The following is a 25,961-nucleotide window of genomic DNA, read 5'->3' as shown; positions in this document are numbered from 1 at the left end:
TTGTACAAGAGGTCTAAAAACCATTGTTTTTATTTTGCCAAATTTAGTTCTTAAAGTCTCACGACCAACAAATTTAAGTTTAAATTTTACTATTTCATCATCAAAAAACATATCAATCATAATAGATTCTCCAACTTTTAGTTTGTCTATGTTTGGATGGTTTCTTAAATAATAGAATGACGAAACAATGTCTTGCACATTTTCAGTTACGTTAAATGTTTTTTCAGTATTATTCTTATAATCCTTAACTAAAACAGTGTTTTTGTCTTGATTAAAAAAGCCTTCTTGGTTTTTTGTATAACCACCTTCGTCTATTTTTCGTAGAAATTGATAAGGTTTGTTAGTGGTTTTGTCTATAAAACTTTGGTAATGGTCTTCTACTTTAAAGAATGTTTTCGCCATTCCAGAAGTATAACCATGACCAACGGTATAAAAAACTTTTTTGTTATTTATGACGGCTTCTTTTACTTCGAGCGTGGCGTAACCAGCGGTTATCATTCCGTAGTGAATTCGGAACTTAAACCATTCGCCAACATCGAATGCGCTTTGGTTTTGTGCAAAGGTGTTTAATGAAATAATTAGCGATAATATTAGTAATTTGTTTTTCATTTTTAAGTCGATTTATATTCGTTTTAGTGTAGAATACAAAAGTCATTCCAAATGTACTAAAAAAACAAAAAACCCAGTCAAATAAATGACTGAGTTTTTATGCTTTAACCAACCAAAAACTATAAATTATGAAAATTTATCAATAAAAAGGGAACCACCCCTTTTGTATTGCGAGTGCAAAAGTAATACATAAATTCATTATTTTTAGCTAAAAATTAACTTTAACATATATTTGTTAAAATCAATAACGACATAATGTCATTTATTGACAAATGTGCAATAAAAATTCAATTTTATTATAAAGTTCCTCTTTTGGCTTGTTCTCTTTCTATCGATTCGAATAACGCTTTGAAGTTTCCTGCTCCAAATCCTTTAGCTCCCATTCTTTGAATGATTTCGAAAAATAAAGTTGGACGATCTTCTACCGGTTTTGTAAATATTTGAAGCAAGTAACCATCTTCATCGGCATCGACCATAATGGCAAGATTTTCGATTTTGGTTAAATCTTCTTTCATCATATCCATATGAACTCCCAATCTTTCGGGAATGGCTTTATAATATTCGTGTGGTGGTGCTGATAAGAACTCGACTCCACGTGCTTTTAGTTGGGTTACGGTTTCTATAATATCGTCGGTGGCTATGGCAACGTGCTGTACACCAGATCCTTCGTAAAAATCTAGATATTCTTCTATTTGTGAGCGTTTGTTTCCTTTTGCAGGTTCGTTTATAGGGAATTTTATTCTTCCATTTCCGTTACTCATTACTTTAGACATTAAAGCAGAATATTCTGTGTGAATTTGTTTGTCATCAAAAGAAAGGAAGTTTACAAATCCCATAACATCTTCGTAGAATTTTACCCATTCATTCATTTGGTTCCAGCCTACGTTACCAACCATGTGGTCGATATATTTTAGTCCAACTGATGTTGGATTATAATCTGATTTGTGCTCAACAAATCCTGGTAAAAATACGCCGTTGTAGTTTTTTCTTTCTACAAACATGTGCACGGTTTCTCCGTATGTGTATATTCCTGCACGAACTACTTCCCCAAATTCGTCTTTTTCGACAGTTGGTTCCATATATACTTTCGCGCCACGAGAAGTTGTTTCTTCAAATGATTTTTTGGCATCTTCTACCCAAAGTGCAATAATTTTTACGCCGTCTCCGTGTTTTTTTACGTGTTCTCCGATTGGAGATTCGCTATTTAGAGCTGTTGTAAGTACCAAACGGATTTTGTCTTGTTTTAAAACATACGAAACTTTGTCGCGTGATCCTGTTTCTAGTCCGCAATATGCGTATGATTGAAAGCCGAATGCTGTTTTGTAAAAATGTGCTGCTTGCTTTGCGTTTCCTACATAGAATTCGACATAATCGGTTCCTAGTAATGGAAGGAAATCTTGTGCTCCTTCAAATATTTTTTCTAATCCGTATTCTACTGATTTTACTTCTTTTGCCATTGTGTTTATTTTTTTAACGCGGATAACACGGATATGCGCGGATTTTTTAATTTATAAATTGTGTTTACTGGTATTTTAGCCCCGATAGCAGTGGAAATCCTTTTCTTTTTTTCTTTAAAAGAGAAAAGATTGCAACGGATAGCGGGAATAGCTTCTAAAAAAAATTATTCTACCCAAGATTTGTAATATTGTCCATCATCTAATCCCATAGCTGCTTCGGTTACCATTAGTGGACGAAATGTATCGACCATAACTGCTAGTTCTTGGGTTTCGGTGTGACCAATACTACGTTCCATTGCTCCTGGCGCTGGTCCATGAGGAATTCCTTTCGGGTGTAATGTTATATGTCCTTGTTCGATATTGTTTCGGCTCATGAAATCGCCATCTACATAATATAATACTTCATCGCTGTCTATATTGCTATGATTGTATGGAGCAGGAATAGATTTTGGGTGATAGTCATACAACCTCGGAACGAATGAGCAAACCACAAATGTTGCTGTTTCGAATGTTTGATGCACAGGTGGTGGTTGGTGTACGCGACCTGTTATGGGTTCGAAATTATGTATGCTAAAAGCGTACGGAAAATTATAACCGTCCCAACCTATAACATCAAATGGGTGAGTGGCATAAACAACTTCGTGCATCATGCCTTCTTTTTTGATTTTGATTAGGAAATCGCCTTTTTCGTCGTGGGTTTCTAATTCTGATGGTAACTTGAAATCACGTTCGCAAAATGGAGCGTGCTCTAGGTGTTGCCCTGATTCGTTTTTATATCGTTTTGGTGTATAAAAAGGAGCGTATGATTCTACATAAAACAACCTGTTTTCTGAAGTCTCAAATTCGATTTGGTAAATTATGCCTCTAGGAATGATAAGATAATCTCCATATTCGAAAGGGATATTACCCAACATGGTGCGCAATTTCCCTTTTCCTTTGTGAATGAATATCATTTCGTCAGCATCGGCATTTTTATAAAAATAGTCGATGAGTGATTTTTTAGGTGCAGCGAGTCCGATAATGCAGTCTTTGTTGACTAACATGTCTTTTCGACTGTCAAGGAAATCATCTTCTGGTTTTAGTTCAAAACCTTTTAATAATAGTGATTTTATGTTTTTACCTATGGCGATTTTTGGTTCGACCGAATAGGATTTTATAATTTCTTTTACTTGTGTTGGACGGTGAACATGGTAAAGTAATGAAGAGTGTCCGTGAAAACCTTCGGTACCAAAAAGTTGTTCGTAATACAATCCGCCGTTTGGTTTTTCGAATTGTGTGTGGCGTTTTTGTGGAAAATCGCCTAGTTTATGATATATTGGCATGTTTTAAATTTTAGATTTACGATTTACGATTTTAGATTTATGTAAAACTAAAGATTACCTCACTCAGGATTTCTCTTGATGAGGAATTGTAAATACGATAATAAACCTGACCATGTAGATTTCATATTACAAATATCGGTAAAATATTTTTTTGTGAGTTCTTTATTTTGAAATATTTACAAAAGAGAAAAGGCATTAAAAAATGATTGAATCAAGTTTTATTGCCTTTTTATTCATTAGTAAAAAAATATTATTTTTTCTTCAGATAGTTCAATCCATAAACAACTGCATGAATTAATGCAAAACCAATAGAAAAATAGAATAAATAATTATCATCAGCTTTTGGATCACTATGATGAATGAAAGCTATTACAATAAGTGCAACAACCATTCCTAAGCCAGCTAAAGCAACTGTTCTGTAATTTTGTCCACTGAAATTACCTTGATTTAGAACACTGTTTTTCATTCCATAATATATATACAAATCAAAACCAATCATCATCCAAACAATTAAACGAATCCAAGTATCTAATGGTAAAAAAATCATCATAAACAAACAAACTCCGATTCCTAAAATTGGAACTAATGGAACTAATGGTGTTTTAAAAGCTCTTTCAACATCAGGCATCTTCTCACGCATAATCCAAACCCCAATACAAACTAATATAAATGCAAACAAAGTACCGATACTTGTCATTTCTCCGACTACACGAGCAGGAACAAATGCAGCAAAGCAAGATACAATTAGCATAAATAATAAATTATTTTTTGCAGGAGTTCTAAATTTTGGATGTACTTCAGAGAAAACTTTTGGCATTAAACCGTCTTTACTCATTGAAAAGAACACACGACTTTGACCCATAAGCATTACTAGTATTACTGAAGCATACCCAGCCAAAATCGCAAGAATAATCAATTTATTCAACCAAGGAAAAGCCGGAGTAATCATTCCTGAAGCATCAGCTACACCCATATTATCAATTGCAATTGCAACAGGAGCAATTCCATCTGCTCCAGCAAATGCGGAATAATTAACAACTCCTGTCATTACATGAGCGAATAAAATATACAAAATCGTACAAATACCTAAAGACAATAAGATACCTATTGGCATATCTCGCTTAGGATTTTTAGCTTCTTGAGCAGCTGTAGAAACCGCATCAAAACCAATGTATGCGAAAAAAACTATTGCTGCAGCACGAACAATTCCGCTAAATCCAAATTCACCAAAATTTCCAGTATTTTCTGGAATATATGGAGTGTAATTTTCTGGGCGAATGTATTGCCAACCTAAAGCAATAAAGACCAAAACTACGGTTACTTTAAGTAATACAATTATTCCATTTACAGTTGCAGATTCTTTTGTGCCTCTCATCAAAATAAATGACATTAGCATTACTATAAAAACTGCTGGTAAATTAATTATTCCTCCTTCAAACGGCGAATGAATAAATCCTTCATTTATATGAATACCATAAGAATCAAGAAATTTCATGAGATACCTCGACCAACTTATTGAGACTGTCGCCGCTCCAACGGCGTATTCTAAAACTAAATCCCAACCTATTATCCAAGCAATGAATTCACCCATTGTTGCAAATGAATAGGTATAAGCACTTCCTGCAACAGGAATCATAGATGAAAATTCCGCATAACAAAGCCCTGCAAATAGACACCCAAATGCGGCAATAATAAATGATATTGTTATTGCTGGCCCAGCATTTTGAGAAGCTGCAAGTCCAGTTATTGAAAAAAGTCCAGCGCCAATAATAGCTCCTATCCCTAGCGCTGTTAGACCTCTTGCTGTTAAAGTTCTTTTTAATCCTTTCTCAGATTCTGATGCTTCGTTCAGAAGTTGTGTGATTGGTTTTCTTTTCCAAATAGACATAAAAATAAAATTTTGTGTTTTAGTTGCCCAAAAATAGACTTTTTTGAAAACAATTCAATAAAAAATAATGATTTCTGAGGTTTATTTATTTATTTTCTTTCTTAGAACAAGAAACCAACGGTAAACCAAGTGAAACTTTTACCTGTTTCTGGTGACCAACTTTGTTTTAATTCGATAGGTCCAATTAGTGTTTCCATGCCGTAACCTATCGCATAACCAGAATATTTTGGACTAGAAATCCATTCTTTACTATCAAAAATGTTATTACCTATATTGGCAATGTTTCCAGAAATATTCAGGTGGTTTTTTTTGATAAACTCATAATCAAAAGACAAACTAGCTTTTACATAACTATTTCCAGAAAGATCTAAATAATTGTATCCATAAAAGGGCTTCATATTATTTATTTTAGCAAAACCATAACCTCCAAGAACATAATCGAAAACAGTATTGGTTTTTGTGCCTACTAAAAACCCGCCTTCTGTTTGAAGTTTTATTGCAATTTTATTGAAAATAGTTTGAACAATTGCGGCATCGGCTTTGATGGTTATAAATCGAGTGAAATTATTGTTGTGGTTTGATGATGATAAAAATGACTGAGCATCACCCATAAAATACCAACCTTTTTTGGGGAAATATTTGTTTGAAAACGAATCGTATTTTAAGAATCCTACTAATGATAGATAGTTGTTGTTATCTAAATAGCTTTTTGTGTTTTGTGCTGAATTCGTGGTTACATTAATATATTTATGCTCTAATCCTGCTCCAAATAGGAACCTTTGAGCAAATATTGTTTGTACATAAGCTTGATTGGAAAAATCTAAATAATCGATATTTATACTTTCTATTCCTGTTTTACTTAATGTTTGTCCTCCGTTAAAATCGGTTTTACTTGTTCGTTTAAATCGATTTAGTTTCGATTTGAATCCGAAACTTAAATGAAAACCGTTGTCTATGTAATAATCTAAATTATATCTAATATTATCCCCTACTATAAAATCTAACAAAGCAACATCATTTTTAAAAAAAAGGTTGCGTTGCGTGACGTTTATTAGAGCACTCGATTTAAACAAATCGTCATAATGAACTCCTAATTTGAAATATGTTTTTATCGGATTTTCAATAAGATCAATCAACAAAATGTCTTGGTTTCCATCCTTTAGTAATCTATAATTTATAGAACTAAAATTTTGTGTTGCATTTAGATTATTTATACCACTATGCAAATCGGTGTAACTAATTTTGCTTCCAGGTTTAAAACGGAGTTTCCCAATAACATAAGAGCGAGTGTAATTCTGATTTCCCTCTATACCAATACCTTTAATATGTAAACTGTCTATTTGACTTGTGTTTTCAGGTATTTTATAATAATTTGTTCCTAATTTTTCTAGCTTTTCTCTAACTAAAATAGCTGCTTCGACACCTTTATTTACAATTTGCTCTCCTTGATCGAAAGAAACGACTGAGAACCCTTCTATGTCTGGTTTTATATATATGTCAGTTTGAAGCTTCTTGTCTTTCATTTTTTCAATCATTTGAAAATTTGAAATTTGAGTCAAAATTCCTAAAACACCACTTAACTTATCTCTATCCTTCAAATCGTCTTGCACATCAACGCCTATAATGATATCAGCGCCCATCTTTCTTACTTCTTCTACAGGGTAATTATTAGCGACACCACCATCTACATATAAATCACCATCAATTTCTACGGGTGAAAATAGTGAAGGAAAAGCACCACTTGCAGATAAAACTAATGGCAAAGCACCATTTATAAAAACTTTTTCTTCTCCAGTTTCTAAATTTGTAGCAATACATAAAAAAGGAGTTTTAAGTTTGCCAAAATCTTGAATATGGCGAACATTATGAGTTAATTTACTCATTAAGTTATAATTATACATTCCTTTAGACAGACCTCTTGGTATGGTAATTTTGAATTTTTTAAAAGGCAACGAAACGGCATACAACTCATCATTGCTTTTTTCGTAGAAAGTTTTGTTTTTTCGAGGTACAAAGTCCTGTACTAATTCGTCGAAATTGGTTCCTTTAAATATCGAATCTAATTGATTTGCATTATATCCGCTGGCATATAATCCGCCAATTATGGCACCCATACTGGTTCCTCCTATATAATCTATTTTTATTCCAGCTCGTTCTATTTCCTTTAGAACTCCTATGTGCGCAAATCCTTTTGCTCCGCCGCCACTAAGAACTAATCCTATTTTGGGTTTTTTGATTGTGTCTTGTACTTGTGAAAAAGAGATAATAGATGATAGACAAAAAGATAATAAATACAAAAGGCGCATGCCTTTTAGCCCCGATAGCAACGAAAATCCTTTTTCTTTCTTTTTCGGAAAGAAAAAGATTGGAGTGAATAGCGGGAAAATGGACTGCAAGTATGCCTTATACATTCGCTACAAATATTAATTGTCTAATTTATTGTAAAAGTCGGTAATTTTTTTGGCTTTTGAAATACCTATAACGTCAGAAATTTCTTTTTCTGTCGCTAATTTCAATCTTTTAACACTTTTGAAATGTTTTATTAATGTTAGCATCGTTTTCTCGCCAATTCCGGGAATGGTTTCTACTGAAGAATTGAGCGCCGCTTTGCTTCGTTTGTCTCTATGAAAGGTTATTCCGAAGCGGTGTGCTTCGTTTCGCAATTGCTGAATTATTTTTAATGTTTCCGATTTTTTATCTAGATATAAAGGAACTGAATCGCCAGGATAAAATAATTCTTCCAATCGTTTTGCAATACCAATAATAGCTATTTTGCCCCGCAAATCCAACTCGTCCATAATTTTGAGTGCCGATGATAATTGCCCTTTACCACCATCAATAATAATCAGATTGGGCAAAGGCTGGTTTTCATCGAGTAATCGTTTGTATCTGCGATAAACGACTTCTTCCATCGATGCAAAATCGTTTGGGCCTTCAACCGTTTTTATGTTAAAATGACGGTAATCTTTTTTGCTGGGTTTCCCATCTTTAAAAACTACACAAGCCGCAACGGGATTGGTTCCTTGAATATTCGAGTTGTCGAAACATTCTATATGTCGTGGCTCTACCGAAAGGCGTAAATCTTTTTGCATTTGTGCCATAATTCTATTTACATGGCGTTCTGGATCTACAATTTGTAATTGTTTAAGTTGTTCTATTCTGTAAAACTTTGCATTACGAATTGATAATTCTAAAATTTGTTTTTTATCACCCAATTGAGGAACGGTTACTTTTATATTTTCACCAACTTCAACCTCAAAAGGAACTATAATTTCTCGTGAAAGCAATTGAAAACGTTCCCTGAGTTCGATAATGGCTAATTCTAACAATTCTTGATCAGTCTCGTCTAGTTTCTTTTTTATTTCTAAAGTATGGGAACGAATAATCGAACCATGCGAGATTTGGAGGAAATTGATGAATGCCGCAGCTTCATCTGAAACGATAGAAAAAACATCAATATTCGTGATTTTTGGATTGATAATCGTAGAACGTGATTGATAATTTTCTAGAATTTCTATTTTTTCTTTTATTTTTTGAGCTTCTTCAAAGTGCATATTTTGAGCCAAATTGGTCATCACTTTTTTGAAATCTTTCATCGATTCTTTAAAATTACCTTTCAAGATTTCACGAATCGCATTTATTTGCGTTTGGTAATTTTCTAGCGTTTCTAAACCTTCGCAAGGGCCTTTGCAATTGCCAATATGATATTCTAAACAAACTTTAAATTTATGATTCTCGATATTTTTTTCGCTTAAATCGAAATTGCAAGTACGTAGCGGATATAATTCTTTGATTAAATCTAAAATTACACTAACTGTTTTAAAACTGGTATAAGGACCAAAATATTCGGAACCATCTTTAATCATCTTTCGGGTTGGAAATAATCTCGAAAAAGGTTCTTTTTTAATACAAATCCAAGGATAGGTTTTGTCATCACGAAGCAAAATATTGTATCGTGGTTGCAGGGTTTTTATAAGATTGTTTTCTAATAATAACGCATCGGTTTCGGTAGGAACGACAATATGTTTTATTGTTACAATTTTCTTGACAAGCACATTTGTTTTTGCCGTGTCGTGCACTTTATTAAAGTAGGAAGAAACCCTTTTTTTTAGATTTTTAGCTTTGCCAACATATAAAATCTTGTCCTCTTTATCATAATACTGATATACTCCAGGATTATCCGGAAGTGTTTGTATTTGTAGCTCTAAAGATGGAATTGACATTTTTTAGTTTTTGTATTAATTTTTTAAAAACATTCAAATTTACGATTTCCAAAATATTATTTCTACATTTAAACTTTATATTTATAAAATGAAAAAAACTAAGACAATTACCATTCTTGGCGAAAGTATTAAAGCTGGCGAAAGTAAAACCATCGATATGGAAATTGCTCGTTTGCACACAACCACTAAGCTAAAAATTCCAGTAATTGTTGAACGTTCTAATATAGACGGTCCAGTAATTTTATTTTCTGCAGGAATTCATGGAGACGAAATTAACGGTGTTGAGGTTGTTAGACAACTAATAATTCAGAAAATAAACAAACCAAAAACGGGAACTATTATCTGTATTCCTATTGTAAATATGTTTGGTTTTGTAAACAAATCTCGTGAGTTTCCTGATGGGAGAGATTTAAATCGTGTTTTCCCAGGAAGTAAAAAAGGTTCTTTAGCAAGTCGTTTTGCGTACCATATACTCGAAGAAATCATGCCTGTGGTCGATTATGCTATCGATTTTCATGCCGGTGGAGCAAGCAGATTTAATGCGCCACAAATTAGGCTTACACCAAATAATTTAGAACTAAAGAAATTGGCCGATGTTTTTGACGCTCCTTTTACCTTATATTCAAAAAATATTGTAGGTTCTTTTAGAAGTTCTGCCGAGAAAATAAATGTAAAAATGTTGCTTTTTGAGGGCGGAAAATCTCTTGATATAAATAAATCGATTGCCGCTGAAGGTGTAAATGGTGTGAAGCGTATTTTGTCACATTTAGGGATGTTGGGCAATAATCATTTTGCCGAAATGCAAAAAAACAAAACCATTTATATCGAAAAATCGGGTTGGCTGCGTGCCAAATGTTCGGGGTTGTTCCATGATAATAACCTAATTGGTTGTTTTGTAAAAAAAGGAACAATTTTAGGAACAATTACCGATCCTTTTGGAAAATTCGAGCAAAAAGTAAAAGCGCCAGCCAATGGCTATGTGATAAATGCCAATCATTCTCCAATAGTTTACGAAGGTGATGCTATTTATCATATTTCGAATATTGTGGATGATGGTGGGGAATAGTTTTATTAAATTGATATGAATAAAAAAGAACTTCGATTAAAATATAAAGAATTAAGGCAAAATTTATCCGAAAATGATATTGATAAAATGTCTTTAGAAATAGTTAATGCTATTTTGAAATTAGATATTTGGAACAAAGTGTATTTTCATGTTTTTCTTCCAATTGACGAACAAAAAGAAGTGAATACTGAGTTTATTTTACATCTTTTGCAAGGAAAAGACAAAGAAATTGTGGTTTCTAAAGCGGATTTTGATACTCGAAAAATGACTCATTTTTTGCTAACAGACAATACTAAAATCAAGAAAAATGAATACAATATTCCAGAACCTGTAGATGGTATCGAAGTTCCAACTCATAAAATAGATGTAGTTTTTGTCCCGCTCTTAGCTTATGATAAAATGGGGAATCGTGTAGGTTACGGCAAAGGGTTTTATGATAAATTTTTATCGGAATGTAAACCGGAAACTATCAAAATTGGGCTTTCCTTTTTTGAACCTGAAGAATTTATTTCTGATGTTTTTGAAAATGACATTAGATTAGATTTTTGTCTAACTCCGAAACTATTTATAAATTTTAATATATATTAGCAAAAAATTAAATTTATTATGAAAAGTTTAAAACCCAAATTTATTCTATCTTTTCTGTTTGTTGTTTTGATTTCAACTTATTTTACCAGTTGTATTGTTCATCGTTCACCAAGAGTGGTTGTTGTAAAACAAAAACGCTTGCCGCCAGGTCAAGCTAAAAAGATTTATGGAGGAAGCGCAAAAGATTATGCCCCAGGACAACAAAAGAAAAATAAATAAGATACTATATAAAAACACCCTCAAATAGTGTCTAACTATTTGGGGGCAGTCTAAAAAAGCGTTTTTTTTTATAGTATCAGATGTGAAATATGTTACTTCCCAAAAGCTTTTTTATTAAAAACTATCAAAATCCCAACACCTGTCGATATTGCCATATCGGCCACATTGAAAATAGCATTAAAAAAAGTAAATTGTTTTCCGCCCCAAATAGGTAACCAAGACGGCAAATTTCCTTCCCAAATAGGGAAATATAACATATCGACAACTTTTCCGTAAAACCAGTTTCCGTAAGGTTTGTCGTTAAATAATGTTGCTAAATTGTATGCGCTATCATCGAATATTTTTCCGTAAAAAACAGAATCTATTATATTTCCGAAAGCACCCGCCAATATTAATGCAATTGCAATAATTAATACCCTTGAGCTCTGTTTTTTCACAGCGTCCCAAAGCCAGTAACCTATTCCGCCTACAGCAAGGATTCTAAATGAGGTTAGAGCTAATTTTCCGTAAAGACCAGGAATTTCTACGCCCCAAGCCATGCCTTCATTTTCTATGAATAGAATTTTAAACCATGAAAAAACTTCGACTTCTTGGTGTAAAACAAAATGTGTTTTGATATATATTTTCGAAATTTGGTCTATTAATAAAACCAAAAAAACGATAAAATAGGCTTTCTTTAAATTCATTTTAAAATTTATTATGGTACAAAAATAAACAATATTACTTTAAAGTCGCAAGCGGAAAGTCATAAAGTCGCTAGCACTTGTTATATCTACAGTCAAGATTTTTTTAATTTCAGTAATTTCACAAATAAAAAAGATATGAAACTATATATACAAGACTTTATGACTTGCATCTTCCATTATTATATAAAAAAACGCTCCTTTTTGGAGCGTTTAGTAATTTATTGTCGATATATTATTTCTGCAAATTTTTCGCTTCAATGCTCATTGTAGCATGAGGAACAATTTTTAAACGCTCTTTGTTTATTAATTTCCCTGTTACTTTACAAACACCGTAAGTTTTGCTTTCTATACGAACTAGTGCATTTCTCAAGTCACGAATAAATTTCTCTTGACGAATAGCCAGCTGTGAGTTTGCCTCTTTAGACATCGTTTCGCTTCCTTCTTCAAATGCTTTAAACGTTGGCGATGTATCATCGGTTCCGTTATTTAAGTCATTCATGTAAGCGCTTCGTATTAAATCTAAATCTATTTTAGCTTTGTCTAATTTCCCCAAGATTAATTCTTTGAATTCTGCTAATTCTGCATCAGAAAATCTTATTTGTTCATCTACCATAATTTCTTTATTTTGAAATTAAAATCATTGTTTTTATATCATCAAACTCAATAATCGTACCGTTTTCGATACTTTCTAAAAGAATTAGTTCTTTTGTGAGTGTTTCAGATTTTATATAGTCTTGGTTGTCTAAAATGGCTTGATTAATCTTGTCATTTTTTTCAACCGAAACCGTAATCTTATCAGTCACATCATAACCCGAATCTTTTCGCAAGTTCTGAATTCGGTTTACTAATTCTCGGGCAATTCCTTCTTTTCTTAATTCATCAGAAATTGTAATGTCTAATGCTACGGTAATTCCGCCTGAATTTGCAACCAACCAACCTTCAATATCTTGCGATGTGATTTCCACATCTTCTATCGATAAAGTTATGTCTTTTCCTGAAATAACAATATCTAACGTTCCTTCCTTGTCTAATTGATTAATTTGTGCTGCTGTAAAACCTTGTATCTCTTTGGCAATCAATCCCATATCTTTCCCAAAACGTGGTCCAAGAGCCTTGAAATTTGGTTTTATATGCTTTACTAAAATACCTGAAGCATCGTCTAAAAGCTGTATTTCTTTTACGTTTACTTCTGCCATAATCAAGTCCGAAACCGCTTCTATTTCTGCTTTAAATGTGTTGTTAAGTACTGGAATCATTACTTTTTGTAATGGTTGACGTACTTTTATCATTTCTTTCTTTCTTAGTGATAAAACTAGTGATGAAATCGTTTGTGCTTTTTGCATTCTGCTCTCTAACGATTTATTAACAAAGTTTTCAACTGATTTTGGAAACTCGGCCAAATGTACACTGTCATATTTTTCTGATTGTGTTGTTAAGGTTAAATCTCTGTAAAGTTTATCCATAAAGAATGGTGCAATAGGAGCTCCAAGCTTAGAAACAGTGATCAAACAAGTGTATAATGTTTGGTAAGCAGCAATTTTATCTTGTGCATAATCTCCTTTCCAGAAACGTCTTCTACACAATCTTACATACCAATTACTTAGATTTTCTTGGACGAAATCTGATATAGCACGAGCGGCTTTCGTTGGTTCATAATCCGCATAAGCGTCGTCAACGACTTTTATAAGCGTATTTAGTTCCGATAAAATCCAACGATCTATCTCTGGTCTTTCGTTTAATGGAATTTCTGCTTCGGCAAATTTAAACCCGTCAATATTGGCATATAACGCAAAGAAGGAGTAAGTATTATATAAAGTTCCGAAGAATTTACGGCGAACTTCTGCAATACCTTCTAAATCAAACTTTAAATTGTCCCAAGGATTGGCATTCGAAATCATATACCAACGTGTGGCATCTGGACCATATTCTGCCAAAGTTTCGAAAGGATCTGCGGCATTTCCTAATCGTTTAGACATCTTTTGTCCGTTTTTGTCTAGAACCAATCCGTTTGAAACTACGTTTTTGTAGGCTACTTTATCAAAAACTAAGGTTCCAATAGCGTGCAAAGTATAAAACCAACCACGAGTTTGATCGACACCTTCGGCGATAAAATCCGCTGGAAAATCTTTATTTTCGTCTATTTTGTCTTTATTTTCAAAAGGATAATGCCATTGGGCGTATGGCATAGAGCCTGAATCGAACCAAACATCTATCAAATCCGATTCGCGTTTCATTGGTTTTCCTGATGCAGAAACTAATGTGATTTCATCGACTACATTTTTGTGTAAATCGATTAAATCGTAGTTTGACTCGTCCATATTTCCAATTTCGAAACCTTTGAAAGGATTTTCTTTTTGGAAACCTGCAGCGATTGATTTTTCGATTTCGTTGTATAATTCTTCAATAGAACCAATTAGAATTTCTTCTGTTCCTTCTTCGTTTCTCCAAATAGGCAAAGGAATTCCCCAAAAACGCGAACGTGAGAGATTCCAATCATTGGCATTTTTCAACCAATTTCCGAATCGACCTTCTCCAGTTGCTTTTGGCTTCCAGTTGATGGTTTCGTTGAGGTCGAACATCCTGTCTCTAACTTCTGTGATTTTTATGAACCAAGAATCTAGTGGATAATATAAAATTGGTGTGTCAGTTCTCCAACAATGTGGATAACTGTGAACATATTTCTCTACTTTGAAGGCTTTATTTTCTTCTTTTAATTGAATTGCAATTTCTACATCGGCAGAACGTTCTGGCGCCTCTCCATCGGTATAATATTCGTTTTTGACGTATTTCCCAGAATAATCACCCAAACCATCGATGAATTTTCCTTGTAAATTTACTAACGGCACAGGATTTCCGTTTTCGTCAAGAACCAACATTGGCGGAACTTCTGGCGTAGCTTCTTTAGCTACTTTGGCATCATCGGCACCAAAAGTGGGAGCAGTGTGTACAATTCCAGTTCCGTCTTCGGTAGTTACAAAATCACCAGCAATTACTCTAAAAGCATTTTCTGGATTTTGGTATGGCAAAGCCAAAGGCATTAATTGCTCGTAATGAATTCCTACTAAATCTGAACCTTTACATTCGGTCAAGATATGATACGGAATTTTTTTGTTACCTTCCTTGAAGTTTTCAAAATCTGAAGCTTCATTTGATTCAAAAAATCCTTTTGCGAATTGTTTTCCAACCAAGTTTTTAGCCAAAATTACTTTGGCAGGACGGAAAGTATATTGATTGAAGGTTTCAACTAAAACATAATCTATTTTTGGGCCAACTGTTAATGCTGTATTAGACGGTAATGTCCAAGGCGTTGTGGTCCAAGCTAGAATATGTATGTCTCCAAAATTTTGTAAAAAATCAGGTAAGCTTTCGTTATATGCTTTAAATTGTGCTACAACAGTCGTGTCAGTAACATCACGGTAACTTCCTGGTTGATTTACTTCATGAGATGATAATCCTGTTCCCGCTTTTGGCGAATACGGCTGAATGGTGTAGCCTTTGTACATCAAATCTTTGTTATAGATCTGTTTAAGAATCCACCAAACGGATTCCATGTATTTGGGTTTATAAGTTACATAAGGATCTTGCATATCGACCCAATAGCCCATTTTTTCGGTAAGGTCATTCCATACATCGGTGTAACGCATGACTGTTTTCTTGCAGGCTTCGTTATATTCTTCTATTGAAATGGTTTTTCCAATATCTTCTTTAGTAATTCCCAATTCTTTTTCGGTGCCTAATTCTACTGGTAAACCGTGCGTGTCCCAGCCCGCTTTACGTTTTACTTGAAAGCCTTTTTGGGTTTTGTAACGACAAAAAATATCTTTGATAGCACGAGCCATCACGTGGTGAATTCCTGGTAATCCGTTGGCAGATGGTGGTCCTTCGAAAAACACGAATGGTGTATTGCCTTCGCGAGTGGTGACACTCTTTTCGAATATGTTTTCTTTTTTCCAAAAATCAAGGATTTCTGATGCTACCGTAGGTAGATTAAGTCCTTTGTATTCAGTGAATTTAGTGCTCATTTTGTTCTTTTCTTAAATCGTGGTGCGAAAGTAAGAAATTAAGTCGAAAGGCGAAAGTCGAAAGCTGAAAGTTTGTGCTTTGCGTAAGGGATAGAAGCGAAAATCCTTTTCTTATACCTGACAGGTTTTTAAAACCTGTCAGGTATAAGAAAAGATTGAAGCGGATAGCCCGACCCGATTTTTCTTCGGGTCACGCCCACACTTCGACATGCTCAATGTGACAATAATTTATGAAAAAACTTCTTTGAGAACGTCTAATGATTTTGGTTTTTTGAAACCGTCGAGATGAAAACTGTAATAATCGATTAGGATTTTTAGTAGTATTTGACGTTCGATAATATGGAAGGTTTTCTGATCAGTATCAAACTTTAAATCGATGAGTTTTTTGAATAAATTCGTTTCATGTTCGGTGAGTGAACTTATTGCGTGAAAAGGAGAGAAGATGCCTTCGTTCATTTCGAAAAACTTGTATTCGGAGTTTGAAATATCGGGATAAAAACCTAAATATTTTGTGGTTTCTAAGAGCAAAATGAGATGAAAATTAGCAATCTCATTATGATTGTCTAGCCAATGCAAAGCGGTTTCTAGAAAGGTAAAAAAGGCTTCGTTTTTTTCTTCTTCGTGAATGGAATGGTGTAAAATTTCGGAAAGGAACATCACGATGGTACTTTTTACAACATTGGAATGTATGGAATGAAAAGATGTTGCAATTTTTATTTCTTTAAAATTCTCTAAAGTTCCTTTGTTCTTGTGAACTGCCTCGATTTCTAGAATTGTTAAGGGCTGAAAATACGCGATTTTTTGGTTCGATTTTCGAGTTGAAAACGCATCACGAACAAAGTAAGATTTAAGGCCGTCAGAAAGCGTAAAACATTTGACTATCAAACTTTTTTCTTGGTATTTGACAGAAGAAATTACGATGGCTTTGGTTTTAATTTGCATTTTTTTTGGTGTTAGGTTATTAGGTATTGGGTTTTGGGGTTTTCACTAACCCAAAAGATATAACCTAAAACCTATTTTATCTTACAATCATTACTTTCTTTACTTTGGTTTCTGTACCATCGTCGGAAGACAGAAAAATCATGTAAACTCCTGAGGCTACTTTGTATTTTCCAAATGCTTTTGAGTCCCAAATTATGGTTCCTCCTTCAGATATACCTTCGTGAACTAGGTTTCCTTCAATATCAGTAATTTTAACATTGGCTTTGTCCATGAGCCCAGTTATAAATATACTTCCGCCGTATTCTGGTCTTACCGGATTTGGATAAATGATTACGTTTTCGAAGTTTTCGGCGCCATTTGTTGCGGTTCCTTTGAAGGATACCATTCCTGTTTCGGTGGCTATGAAAACTTCTCCGGTTAGGGCATTAATGTCTATGTCTAGGATTGTATTGCTTGGTAATGGAGAGTTTTCTTTGGTGAAAATATTGAATGTTTTTTGTCCGTCTGAGGAGATGTAAAACAAACCAGCTCCTGCAGTACTAATCCATTTGTTATTAGCTCCATCGACTACGATATCTGTAATAAATTGACCAAATAAAAGTTCCTGAGCTAAACTGTCTTCGAGAATAATAATAGAATTTGTAGTTAATTCGTTTTGAGTTAGAAATGAATCTACATTTTGTAATATTCTTAGACCAGAAGTTGTTCCAATCCAGAGTTTATTCTTTTTGTCTGCAGCGACGGCTCTCACATCATGTGTTGGTAAATTTCCTTTATCGGGTCCTTCATTTATACTTATGCATCTGTTGTTGTATTTTTCATTAAATCCGACCAACCCTTCAAAGTTTGTACAAATCCATTTTGTCCCGTTTTTGTCTATAGTCAATCTTCCATAACTCATTGTTAGGGGATTTTGTAAGCTTGTTAATGGGTATCCTTGCCATTGCTCATCAGTTTTTAAAACATGGAGACCTTTGCTTACATATGAGTTTGTTACCCACAAATTATTGTCTTTGTCGAAAGAAGATCCATTTACTCTAATGTCAATTGCGTTATAACCGGGAATTACAATTTTTTCTAAACTACTATTAGAATTATCATATAATATTGATGGTATCTTATTTTCAAATTTTAATAAACCAGAAAAGTAAGAGCTAAAATAAACTTGATTTTCATTTTTGGGATTTACAATAATTCGACTAATTGATTTCGCTCCAAATAAATCCTGGTAAGGAGTCGATGACCATAAATTGTTAGAATCGTATTTGCTTATGCCAAAAGAATCTAAAGAATACGGATCATAATAAACATTATAATCCCCATATACAGCCCATAGTCCGTTTGAAAAAGATTGGATAGCAAAAAGTTTGTTTTTGTCAGGGCCGTTTGGTGTTATGTTTTCGAAAACAGTTGGGTTGTTTAATAATGTAACAAAAACTCCGTTTTCCCGTGTACCTATATAAACATTGTTATTTATAACTGTAGTGCACGTAAAATTTGCCGCTATGTTTGGGATGGTTGTTATATGTAAGACTTCTGTTAAGGATTCATTATATACATAAATATTGTTTAGAGTAGTTATTACTAAATAACCATCACTGTATCTGGTGTCTAATGGGATTTGAGGATAGCTTGTAATTAAGTTAGGGTTGTCGCTAATTAATTTATAGATAGAACCGTTTAAACTAACCGCTATTAATTGGGTGCCTGTTGCCTCGATGCTTACCCAACTTCCAGATGAAATATTTGTCCATTGATTGAAATCGATGAGGTTTGGGTTTGCAGCCGATGCTTTTAGTAGGCCATAACCATTGGCAACGGCATAAATAAAACCATTGTAAATAGTTGTTTGTAAAATTTGGACGTTTGAACCACCAGATCCAATAAAGTAAGTATCTCCAAATTCCGAAAGATTTAAATCGTATACTGAAATACCAAAATCTGTCGAAATATAAACTTTACCATTATATTCCATTAAATGATTAATCCTCTTTTTGTTGGGTGGAACAGATGGTTTGTTTAAGATATCGACTACATTTAGTATGCTTCCGTCAAGGTCATTAACAATAATGATTAATCCGTCGGTATGACCTATGAGTGTTTTTTTGTAGGTTTCGCTGTGGTAAATTTGAGTTATGTTTTGTCCAGACAATCCTTCGACAGTTGAAGTTTTTGAAATTTCGCTTGTGGTTAAGTTTCTTTTAAAATAAGCATTTTCTGCTGCGCCATAAATTTGAGTTGTACTTTGCGAAATATCTTTAATAGAATTATAAGAAAAATACCCTTTCCATAATTTATTTTCTTGGGAGTGCCCAAAAGTTGAGATTAATAAAAGTATATATAAAAAAACGTTTTTCATCTGAAGGAATTTAGCAATTACAAATATAGAACAAAAACGATTTTATTTTGGTTTTAATATTTTTGTGTATAAAAAAAGTGCTCACCTCGGTGAACACTTTCATATTTATTATAAAGATTTAGTAAATTAAACTACACCTTGACCTAACATTGCATCAGCTACTTTTACGAAACCAGCAATATTTGCACCTTTTACATAATCAACATATCCGCTTCCGTCAGAACCGTATTGTACACATGCTTCGTGAATGTCTTTCATGATAACTTTTAATCTATCATCAACTTCTTCCGAAGTCCAGCTTAATCTCAAAGAGTTTTGAGACATTTCAAGACCTGAAGTAGCAACTCCACCAGCATTAGATGCTTTTCCCGGAGCGAATAATATTTTTGCGTTTTGGAAAACAGTAACTGCTTCCGGTGTAGTAGGCATATTTGCTCCTTCAGCCACACAGATACAGCCGTTAGCTACTAATGTTTTTGCTTCTTCTTCGTTTAACTCATTTTGAGTTGCACAAGGTAATGCAATGTCACATTTTACTTCCCATGGACGTTTTCCTGCAATATATTTAGCACTTGGATATTTTGTTATATAATCAGAAATCCTTCCGTAATTTACGTTTTTAATTTCCATTACATAAGCCAGTTTTTCAGCATCAATTCCTGCTTCGTCGTATATATAACCAGCTGAATCTGACATTGTAACTACTTTTCCGCCTAATTGAGTGGCTTTTTCTGTAGCATATTGCGCTACATTTCCAGAACCTGAAACTACAACTGTTTTTCCGTCGAAGCTTTGTCCTTTAGTTTTTAGCATGCTATGAGCGAAGTAAACATCACCATAACCAGTAGCTTCTGGGCGAATTAATGATCCTCCGAAAGAAATCCCTTTACCAGTTAAAACTCCTGTAAATTCGTTTCTAATTCTTTTGTATTGACCAAACATGTAACCAACTTCTCTTCCTCCAACACCTATGTCCCCAGCAGGAACGTCAGTGTTTCCACCAATATGCTTACATAATTCTGTCATAAATGCTTGACAAAATTTCATGATTTCGTTGTCTGATTTTCCTTTTGGATCAAAATCAGCACCACCTTTTCCTCCACCCATTGGTAAAGTAGTCAAACTGTTTTTAAAAGTTTGTTCGAAAGCCAAAAATTTAAGGATACTTAAATTTACCGAAGGGTGAAAACGAATTCCTCCTTTGTATGGTCCAATTGCTGAACTCATCTGAATACGATATCCACGATTTACCTGTGTGTTTCCAGCATCATCTAGCCAAACTACTCTAAACATGATGACACGTTCTGCTTCGACCATTCTTTCCAAAAGCATTTTGCCTTCGTATTTTTTATTTTTTTCAATAAAAGGAATTACAGTTTCTGCAACTTCTTTAACTGCCTGCATGAATTCAGGCTCATTTGGGTTTCTTTTACCTACTGCTTGGATGAAAGCATCAATACTTTGTGACATGATTTATAGATTATTAACGTTTGAAAAAACGTTTTCGTTACGAAAAGCAAATATACATTTTATAAAAATATACCCAAGATTTTTTTTATATTAAAGTCATATTTGAATTAATATATAAAAAATATACTTTTTTTTTTTGAAATGTTTGATGTTTTTATATATTTGTCAGATAATGTACTAAATTTTTTAATCATGCCCAAATATTTTAGCTTAATTATTTTTTTTCTGCTTGCTACAATTAATACGGTACAAGCGCAGTTTGGCTTCTCTCACGAAGTGGGTGTGATTGCTGGGCCAGTTGCTTTTCAGTCTGATTATGGAGTAAGGCATGATTTTAAGACAAACTCTGGAAATACAGGAATTGGAGTTGGTATTGTTCATTACTTAAATTTTTCTTACAGAGCAGATTGTAATTGCTATACACCGGAAACTTATTTTAATGATCATTTCAAATTGAGAAGTGAGATATCTTATAGCAAAACCAAGTTAAATCATTTTGGTGAATGGGTGACTCCTGAAAAACTTGCTAAATCCGAGGATTCTAGAAAAATAAAAGCAATGGAAGGAAGTACTGCTGTTACTGATATTGGTATGCAATTAGAATTTTTTCCACTAAGTATTAGAGATTTTACAGCTACTGACGGTGCATTTGCTCCTTTTATAAGCTTAGGAGGACATTTTAGCTTTTATAACCCAGAAGTTCATACTAATTATGGTAATGGAAAGTTAATAGAAGACAATGTTTTTTCTCCTAAATATTGGGTTCCATCAGATGGAGAAGCTCATGGTTTTACAAATAATGGTGGTAGTGTTTGGTCTGTGGTTACAAGTGTAGGAACTAGGTATAAGCTAACACCGCTCTCTGATTTAATGTTAGATTTACGTGCGCAATATTATTTTTCTAACTGGGTTGACGGTTTAAATCCTAATCCAGCAGTTTATAAAGAAAATAAAGCCAACGATTGGAATATTTGGTTAAACTTCGGGTATATTTATTATTTAGATTAAATTATTTCTAAATAGATACTACATGAAAAAAACGAGTCTCGTCTGAAAAAAATAGACTCGTTTTTTTTTATGAGTTTACTAATTGGCTTTGGTTTATTTTTTCTTCAATAGCATCCCAAAGCCCTATTCGTTTTTCTAATGCTTGAATTGAAATGTTTTCAACTTCTTTCCATTTATTAGAATCGGTTCCACAAAGTTCAGTTATCATCGCCATCGCCATTGGGCCATGTTCGTCGGCATCTAATTCGATATGTCTTTCAAAATAATATATTAGTTTACTCAAATCTATTTCTGGAAAATTTGTTTGAAAATTCTTTAGGATTTCGGTAAACATAGACGGAATTAAATCTTCTCTTCCAAAAGTAAAAGCAGCAGCAATATTATGAGGCTTTCCTTCATTAATTACAGTGAAAGTAAATTCCAAGAATGCTTTAATTTTAGGATGTAAATTACTTTGTTTGATAGCGATAAATACATTTTGTAAAGAATTTACTTCCGATAAAAAATCAGTTATTTCACTTGTGTTAGCTCCACAATCTTCCATCGCTTCTATGTACATTTCATAATGACTTTGGCGACGACCATCTTGGGTTAAGTCGCTTTCTTCGGCAAGTACAATTTCATTAATCAGGTAACGAATTTCCGGATTGTTAGTTGCAAACCATGGTGTTGTTGTACAGGTTAGGTTAGATTGTAGCGCTTTTAATAAAGACATAAAATCCCAAACTGCATACACATGATTTTCAAGAAAATAATGTAAATCGCCAATAGTTTTCACTTTTTTGTATAATGAATGTTGCAATAAGATTTCTTTTTGAGGTTGTATCTTATTGTTTATGTTTTGAATATTCATATTTTAAATTTGAAGCAAAAATATAAAAGCTTCTCGTTTCCAAGAAGCTTTTATAATATATTTAAGCTATTATTTAATCGATAAACTTTATTTGAAAAACCTATTGTAAATTCAAAAGTTTATCAAATAATTCTTCTAGTTTTGGAGATGATGGTCTTTCTGCACCGGCATTTAAAATTTTTCCGTTTGGATCAATTAAAATAAATCTAGGAATACTAGTAATGTTAAGGCTTTTGGCAAAATCTGAATTCCAATCGTTATCAGCAAAAAGCTGTGTTCCTCCCAATTGTTTGTCGCTAACAAATTTTTTCCATTTCTCAAAGTCTTTCTGAACATCTATAGAAATACTAACAAATTCGATGTTTTTTCCGTGGTATTTTTCCTCTATTTTTTTTAAAGAAGGGATTTCTCCACGACAAGGACCACACCAAGTCGCCCAAACATCAATATATAAATATTTGCCTTTTAGCTCTTCTAGTTTTGTAGTTCCGCCTTTGTGGTTTACATAATTAAATTTAGGAGCCATGACGTTATTTAATTTTTGAACTGCCTTACTTTCGGTGTAATATCGTTGCAATCCTTTAATATTCATAGCGATATTTCTCTTTTGAATTTCGATAAATGTTTTGTCTAATTTCGATTTGTTTAAAAAGTATTCTTCAGTTAATTGCTTTTCTGCGGTCATTTTTTTAAATTCATCTTCATTTAATGAGGCTAATTTTTCAGGAGTTATTTGTCCTTCTTTTATAACACTTTGAGCTAAGTAGTTATTTTCGGCTGCGCCTTTTCCAGTATAAACGATAGATTCATCAAATTTTTTGGCGTCCATTTTTAATTTTAAATCATAACCATTTTTCAAGAACAATTGCGTGTATTCTACCCCATCAAAAAATATATAAAAATCTTCTTTTTCAATTTCAAAAGAGTCTTTAAAAATACCTTTATCATTGATTTTTATTTCTTTGACAGTTTTGTTTTTAGCATCTTTAATGTAAATTACATCTCCGTTTCTATTAGCTATTTCAGCTTGAAAAGTTATTGCATTTTTAGATTGTCCGAAGCTGTAAATAGAACAAAAAGTGATTAATGTAATCAAAAATGATTTTTTCATATGTGTTGTTTTAATTATAGGTAGTCAAACTTACAATTATTTGAATTCTTTCGAATATAATTTTCATTTTTTTAACTTTTAACATCAAACAAAATAGTATTTTTGCAACCTAAAATTTAGGTAATGTACAGAAGTCATAATTGCGGTGAACTAAACGCTACACATATAAATACAGAAGTTACACTGGCAGGTTGGGTTCAGAAATCTCGAGACAAAGGTTTTATGAATTGGGTCGATTTGCGCGATCGTTACGGAATCACACAATTAATGTTCGATGAGAGTCGTTCAGACAAAACAGTTTTCGAACTAGCTAAAACACTTGGTCGCGAATTTGTAATTCAAGTAAAAGGAACGGTTATAGAGCGTGAAGCTAAAAATAAAAATATTCCAACTGGTGAAATAGAAATTTTAGTTTCTGAAATGACTATTTTAAACGCTTCGTTAACACCTCCATTTACAATAGAAGATGAAACTGATGGTGGAGAAGATATTCGCATGAAATACCGTTACCTTGACATTAGAAGAAATCCTGTTAAAAACAGTTTACTTTTTCGTCATAAAGTAGCGATGGAAGTTCGTAAATACTTATCGAATTTAGATTTTTGTGAAGTAGAAACGCCTTATTTAATAAAATCTACACCAGAAGGAGCTAGGGATTTTGTGGTTCCATCTAGAATGAACGAAGGTCAGTTTTATGCGTTGCCACAATCACCACAAACATTTAAGCAATTATTGATGGTGGGGGGAATGGATAAATATTTTCAAATTGTAAAATGTTTCCGTGATGAAGATTTGCGTGCCGATCGTCAGCCAGAATTTACTCAAATCGATTGCGAAATGGCATTCGTAGAACAAGAAGACATTTTGAATATTTTTGAAGGACTAACACGTCATTTATTAAAAGAAATAAAAGGAATCGAAGTAGAAAAATTTCCTCGTATGACTTATGATTATGCCATCAGAACCTACGGAAATGACAAGCCAGATATTCGTTTCGGAATGGAATTTGGAGAACTAAACGAATATGCAAAACATAAAGATTTTCCAGTTTTTAATGCTGCCGAATTAGTTGTAGCCATTGCAGTTCCAGGTGTTGGAGAATATTCTAGAAAAGAAATTGACGCTTTAATAGAGTGGATGAAACGTCCACAAATTGGCGCTTCAGGAATGGTTTATGTAAAATGTAATGAAGATGGAACTTACAAATCATCGGTCGATAAATTTTACGACCAAGGCGATTTAAGCAATTGGGCAAAAGTAACGGGGGCAAAAGCAGGAGATATGATTTTTGTGCTTTCAGGTACAGCAGATAAAACTAGAACACAGCTTTCTGCACTTAGAATGGAATTAGCAACACGTTTGGGTTTAAGAAATCCAGCAGAATTTGCACCACTTTGGGTTGTCGATTTCCCTTTATTAGAGTTTGATGAAGAAAGTGGTCGTTACCACGCAATGCATCACCCATTTACTTCGCCTAAACCAGAAGATATGCACTTGTTAGAAACTGACCCAAAATCAGTTCGCGCTAATGCTTACGATATGGTTTTGAATGGAAATGAAATAGGTGGTGGTTCTATCAGAATTCATGACAAAGCAACACAACAGCTTATGTTCAAGTATTTGGGATTTACTGAAGAAGAAGCAAGAAATCAATTTGGATTTTTAATGGATGCCTTTCAGTTCGGAGCGCCGCCACACGGTGGATTAGCTTTCGGATTGGATAGATTAGTTGCTATTTTAGGTGGACAAGAAACCATTCGTGATTTTATTGCCTTTCCAAAGAATAATTCAGGAAGAGATGTAATGATTGATGCGCCTTCAAGTATTGATGAAAGTCAACTAAAAGAGTTGCATATTCAATTAGATTTGAAATAGAAAGTGCTGATAATCAATATTTTTAAAAAATATTAACCCAAATTTGCGTTTGTATTATTTTAAAGATTACATTTGCTATATTATAAATTATTATTACAATTAAAATGCGCACAGGAACAGTAAAATTTTTCAATGAATCTAAAGGTTACGGATTTATTACAGACGACGAAACAGGAAAAGACATTTTCGTACACGCTTCAGGTATTAAAGCTGAAGAGTTAAGAGAAGGAGACAAAGTTTCTTACGAAGAAGAAGAAGGAAGA

At 33.4% G+C, this 25,961-nt stretch carries 20 protein-coding genes; 6 read left to right on the top strand and 14 right to left on the bottom strand.

The features are described from left to right. The 6 genes from ACH2BP_RS12165 to uvrC all read right to left on the bottom strand — a co-directional run. Positions 1-609: DUF3108 domain-containing protein (locus ACH2BP_RS12165; RefSeq protein WP_395060270.1), on the bottom strand; the 609-nt coding region annotated here is incomplete at its 3' end. Between the two features lie 296 nt (positions 610-905). Next, positions 906-2,066, bottom strand: coding sequence for a 4-hydroxyphenylpyruvate dioxygenase (gene hppD / locus ACH2BP_RS12160; RefSeq protein ID WP_395060268.1), 1,161 nt, complete (start codon positions 2,064-2,066; stop codon positions 906-908). Positions 2,067-2,230: 164 nt separating this feature from the next. Beyond that, entirely contained in the window at positions 2,231-3,388 is a 1,158-nt protein-coding gene (locus tag ACH2BP_RS12155) for a homogentisate 1,2-dioxygenase (protein ID WP_395060266.1), read from the bottom strand. A 250-nt stretch (positions 3,389-3,638) separates the two neighbouring features. Continuing rightward, positions 3,639-5,276, bottom strand: a complete 1,638-nt coding sequence (locus ACH2BP_RS12150) for an amino acid permease (protein ID WP_395060264.1) — start codon at positions 5,274-5,276, stop codon at positions 3,639-3,641. Positions 5,277-5,377: 101 nt separating this feature from the next. Next, entirely contained in the window at positions 5,378-7,687 is a 2,310-nt protein-coding gene (locus ACH2BP_RS12145; RefSeq protein ID WP_395060262.1) for a patatin-like phospholipase family protein, read from the bottom strand. A 12-nt stretch (positions 7,688-7,699) separates the two neighbouring features. Beyond that, positions 7,700-9,499, bottom strand: coding sequence for an excinuclease ABC subunit UvrC (uvrC, locus tag ACH2BP_RS12140; protein ID WP_395060260.1), 1,800 nt, complete (start codon positions 9,497-9,499; stop codon positions 7,700-7,702). 88 nt (positions 9,500-9,587) lie between these two features. Here uvrC and ACH2BP_RS12135 point away from each other — a divergent pair, with 88 nt between their 5' ends. From ACH2BP_RS12135 to ACH2BP_RS12125, 3 genes are read left to right on the top strand one after another with little or no spacing between them, the layout of a single operon-like run. Next, a complete protein-coding gene (locus tag ACH2BP_RS12135; RefSeq protein WP_395060258.1) occupies positions 9,588-10,565 on the top strand; it encodes a succinylglutamate desuccinylase/aspartoacylase family protein in 978 nt (325 codons plus the stop codon). A gap of 15 nt (positions 10,566-10,580) precedes the next feature. Then, positions 10,581-11,153, top strand: a complete 573-nt coding sequence (locus ACH2BP_RS12130; protein WP_395060256.1) for a 5-formyltetrahydrofolate cyclo-ligase — start codon at positions 10,581-10,583, stop codon at positions 11,151-11,153. A gap of 18 nt (positions 11,154-11,171) precedes the next feature. Next, positions 11,172-11,372, top strand: a complete 201-nt coding sequence (locus ACH2BP_RS12125; RefSeq protein WP_395060254.1) for a quinol oxidase subunit 4 — start codon at positions 11,172-11,174, stop codon at positions 11,370-11,372. A 92-nt stretch (positions 11,373-11,464) separates the two neighbouring features. On the opposite strand, the gene ACH2BP_RS12120 is transcribed toward ACH2BP_RS12125, so the two are convergent. The 6 genes from ACH2BP_RS12120 to gdhA all read right to left on the bottom strand — a co-directional run bounded on the left by ACH2BP_RS12120 (position 11,465) and on the right by gdhA (position 20,851). After that, entirely contained in the window at positions 11,465-12,058 is a 594-nt protein-coding gene (locus ACH2BP_RS12120) for a lipoprotein signal peptidase (RefSeq protein ID WP_395060252.1), read from the bottom strand. Positions 12,059-12,290: 232 nt separating this feature from the next. Further along, complete coding sequence (locus ACH2BP_RS12115; protein WP_091475345.1) at positions 12,291-12,671, bottom strand: TraR/DksA C4-type zinc finger protein; 381 nt, start codon at positions 12,669-12,671, stop codon at positions 12,291-12,293. A gap of 7 nt (positions 12,672-12,678) precedes the next feature. Next, positions 12,679-16,080 carry an isoleucine--tRNA ligase gene (gene ileS, locus ACH2BP_RS12110; protein ID WP_395060250.1) on the bottom strand — a complete coding sequence of 1,134 codons (3,402 nt, stop codon included), beginning with the start codon at positions 16,078-16,080 and terminating at the stop codon, positions 12,679-12,681. Positions 16,081-16,308: 228 nt separating this feature from the next. Further along, complete coding sequence (recO, locus tag ACH2BP_RS12105; protein ID WP_395060248.1) at positions 16,309-17,022, bottom strand: DNA repair protein RecO; 714 nt, start codon at positions 17,020-17,022, stop codon at positions 16,309-16,311. A 76-nt stretch (positions 17,023-17,098) separates the two neighbouring features. Continuing rightward, complete coding sequence (locus tag ACH2BP_RS12100) at positions 17,099-19,381, bottom strand: T9SS type A sorting domain-containing protein (RefSeq protein WP_395060246.1); 2,283 nt, start codon at positions 19,379-19,381, stop codon at positions 17,099-17,101. 126 nt (positions 19,382-19,507) lie between these two features. After that, positions 19,508-20,851: an NADP-specific glutamate dehydrogenase gene (gdhA, locus tag ACH2BP_RS12095; RefSeq protein WP_395060244.1), complete on the bottom strand. Its 1,344-nt coding sequence runs from the start codon at positions 20,849-20,851 to the stop codon at positions 19,508-19,510. 192 nt (positions 20,852-21,043) lie between these two features. On the opposite strand from gdhA, the gene ACH2BP_RS12090 reads away from it, so the two are divergent. Next, positions 21,044-21,859 (top strand): glutamate dehydrogenase, encoded by an 816-nt coding sequence (locus ACH2BP_RS12090; protein ID WP_395060242.1) that lies wholly within the window; start codon positions 21,044-21,046, stop codon positions 21,857-21,859. A gap of 67 nt (positions 21,860-21,926) precedes the next feature. Here the strand turns inward: ACH2BP_RS12090 and ACH2BP_RS12085 are convergent, their stop codons facing one another. After that, positions 21,927-22,712, bottom strand: a complete 786-nt coding sequence (locus ACH2BP_RS12085) for a DUF3050 domain-containing protein (RefSeq protein WP_395060240.1) — start codon at positions 22,710-22,712, stop codon at positions 21,927-21,929. 100 nt (positions 22,713-22,812) lie between these two features. Further along, on the bottom strand, positions 22,813-23,823 hold the full coding sequence (locus ACH2BP_RS12080) for a TlpA family protein disulfide reductase (RefSeq protein WP_395060238.1): 1,011 nt from the start codon (positions 23,821-23,823) through the stop codon (positions 22,813-22,815). Between the two features lie 123 nt (positions 23,824-23,946). Here ACH2BP_RS12080 and aspS point away from each other — a divergent pair, with 123 nt between their 5' ends. Continuing rightward, positions 23,947-25,698 (top strand): aspartate--tRNA ligase, encoded by a 1,752-nt coding sequence (gene aspS, locus ACH2BP_RS12075; protein ID WP_395060236.1) that lies wholly within the window; start codon positions 23,947-23,949, stop codon positions 25,696-25,698. A 104-nt stretch (positions 25,699-25,802) separates the two neighbouring features. Beyond that, positions 25,803-25,961: cold-shock protein (locus ACH2BP_RS12070; RefSeq protein WP_395060272.1), on the top strand; the 159-nt coding region annotated here is incomplete at its 3' end.

Source organism: Flavobacterium sp., from assembly GCF_043756175.1.
Classification (GTDB): Bacteria; Bacteroidota; Bacteroidia; order Flavobacteriales; family Flavobacteriaceae; genus Flavobacterium.
This window is presented reverse-complemented; position numbering and strand designations above follow the sequence as displayed.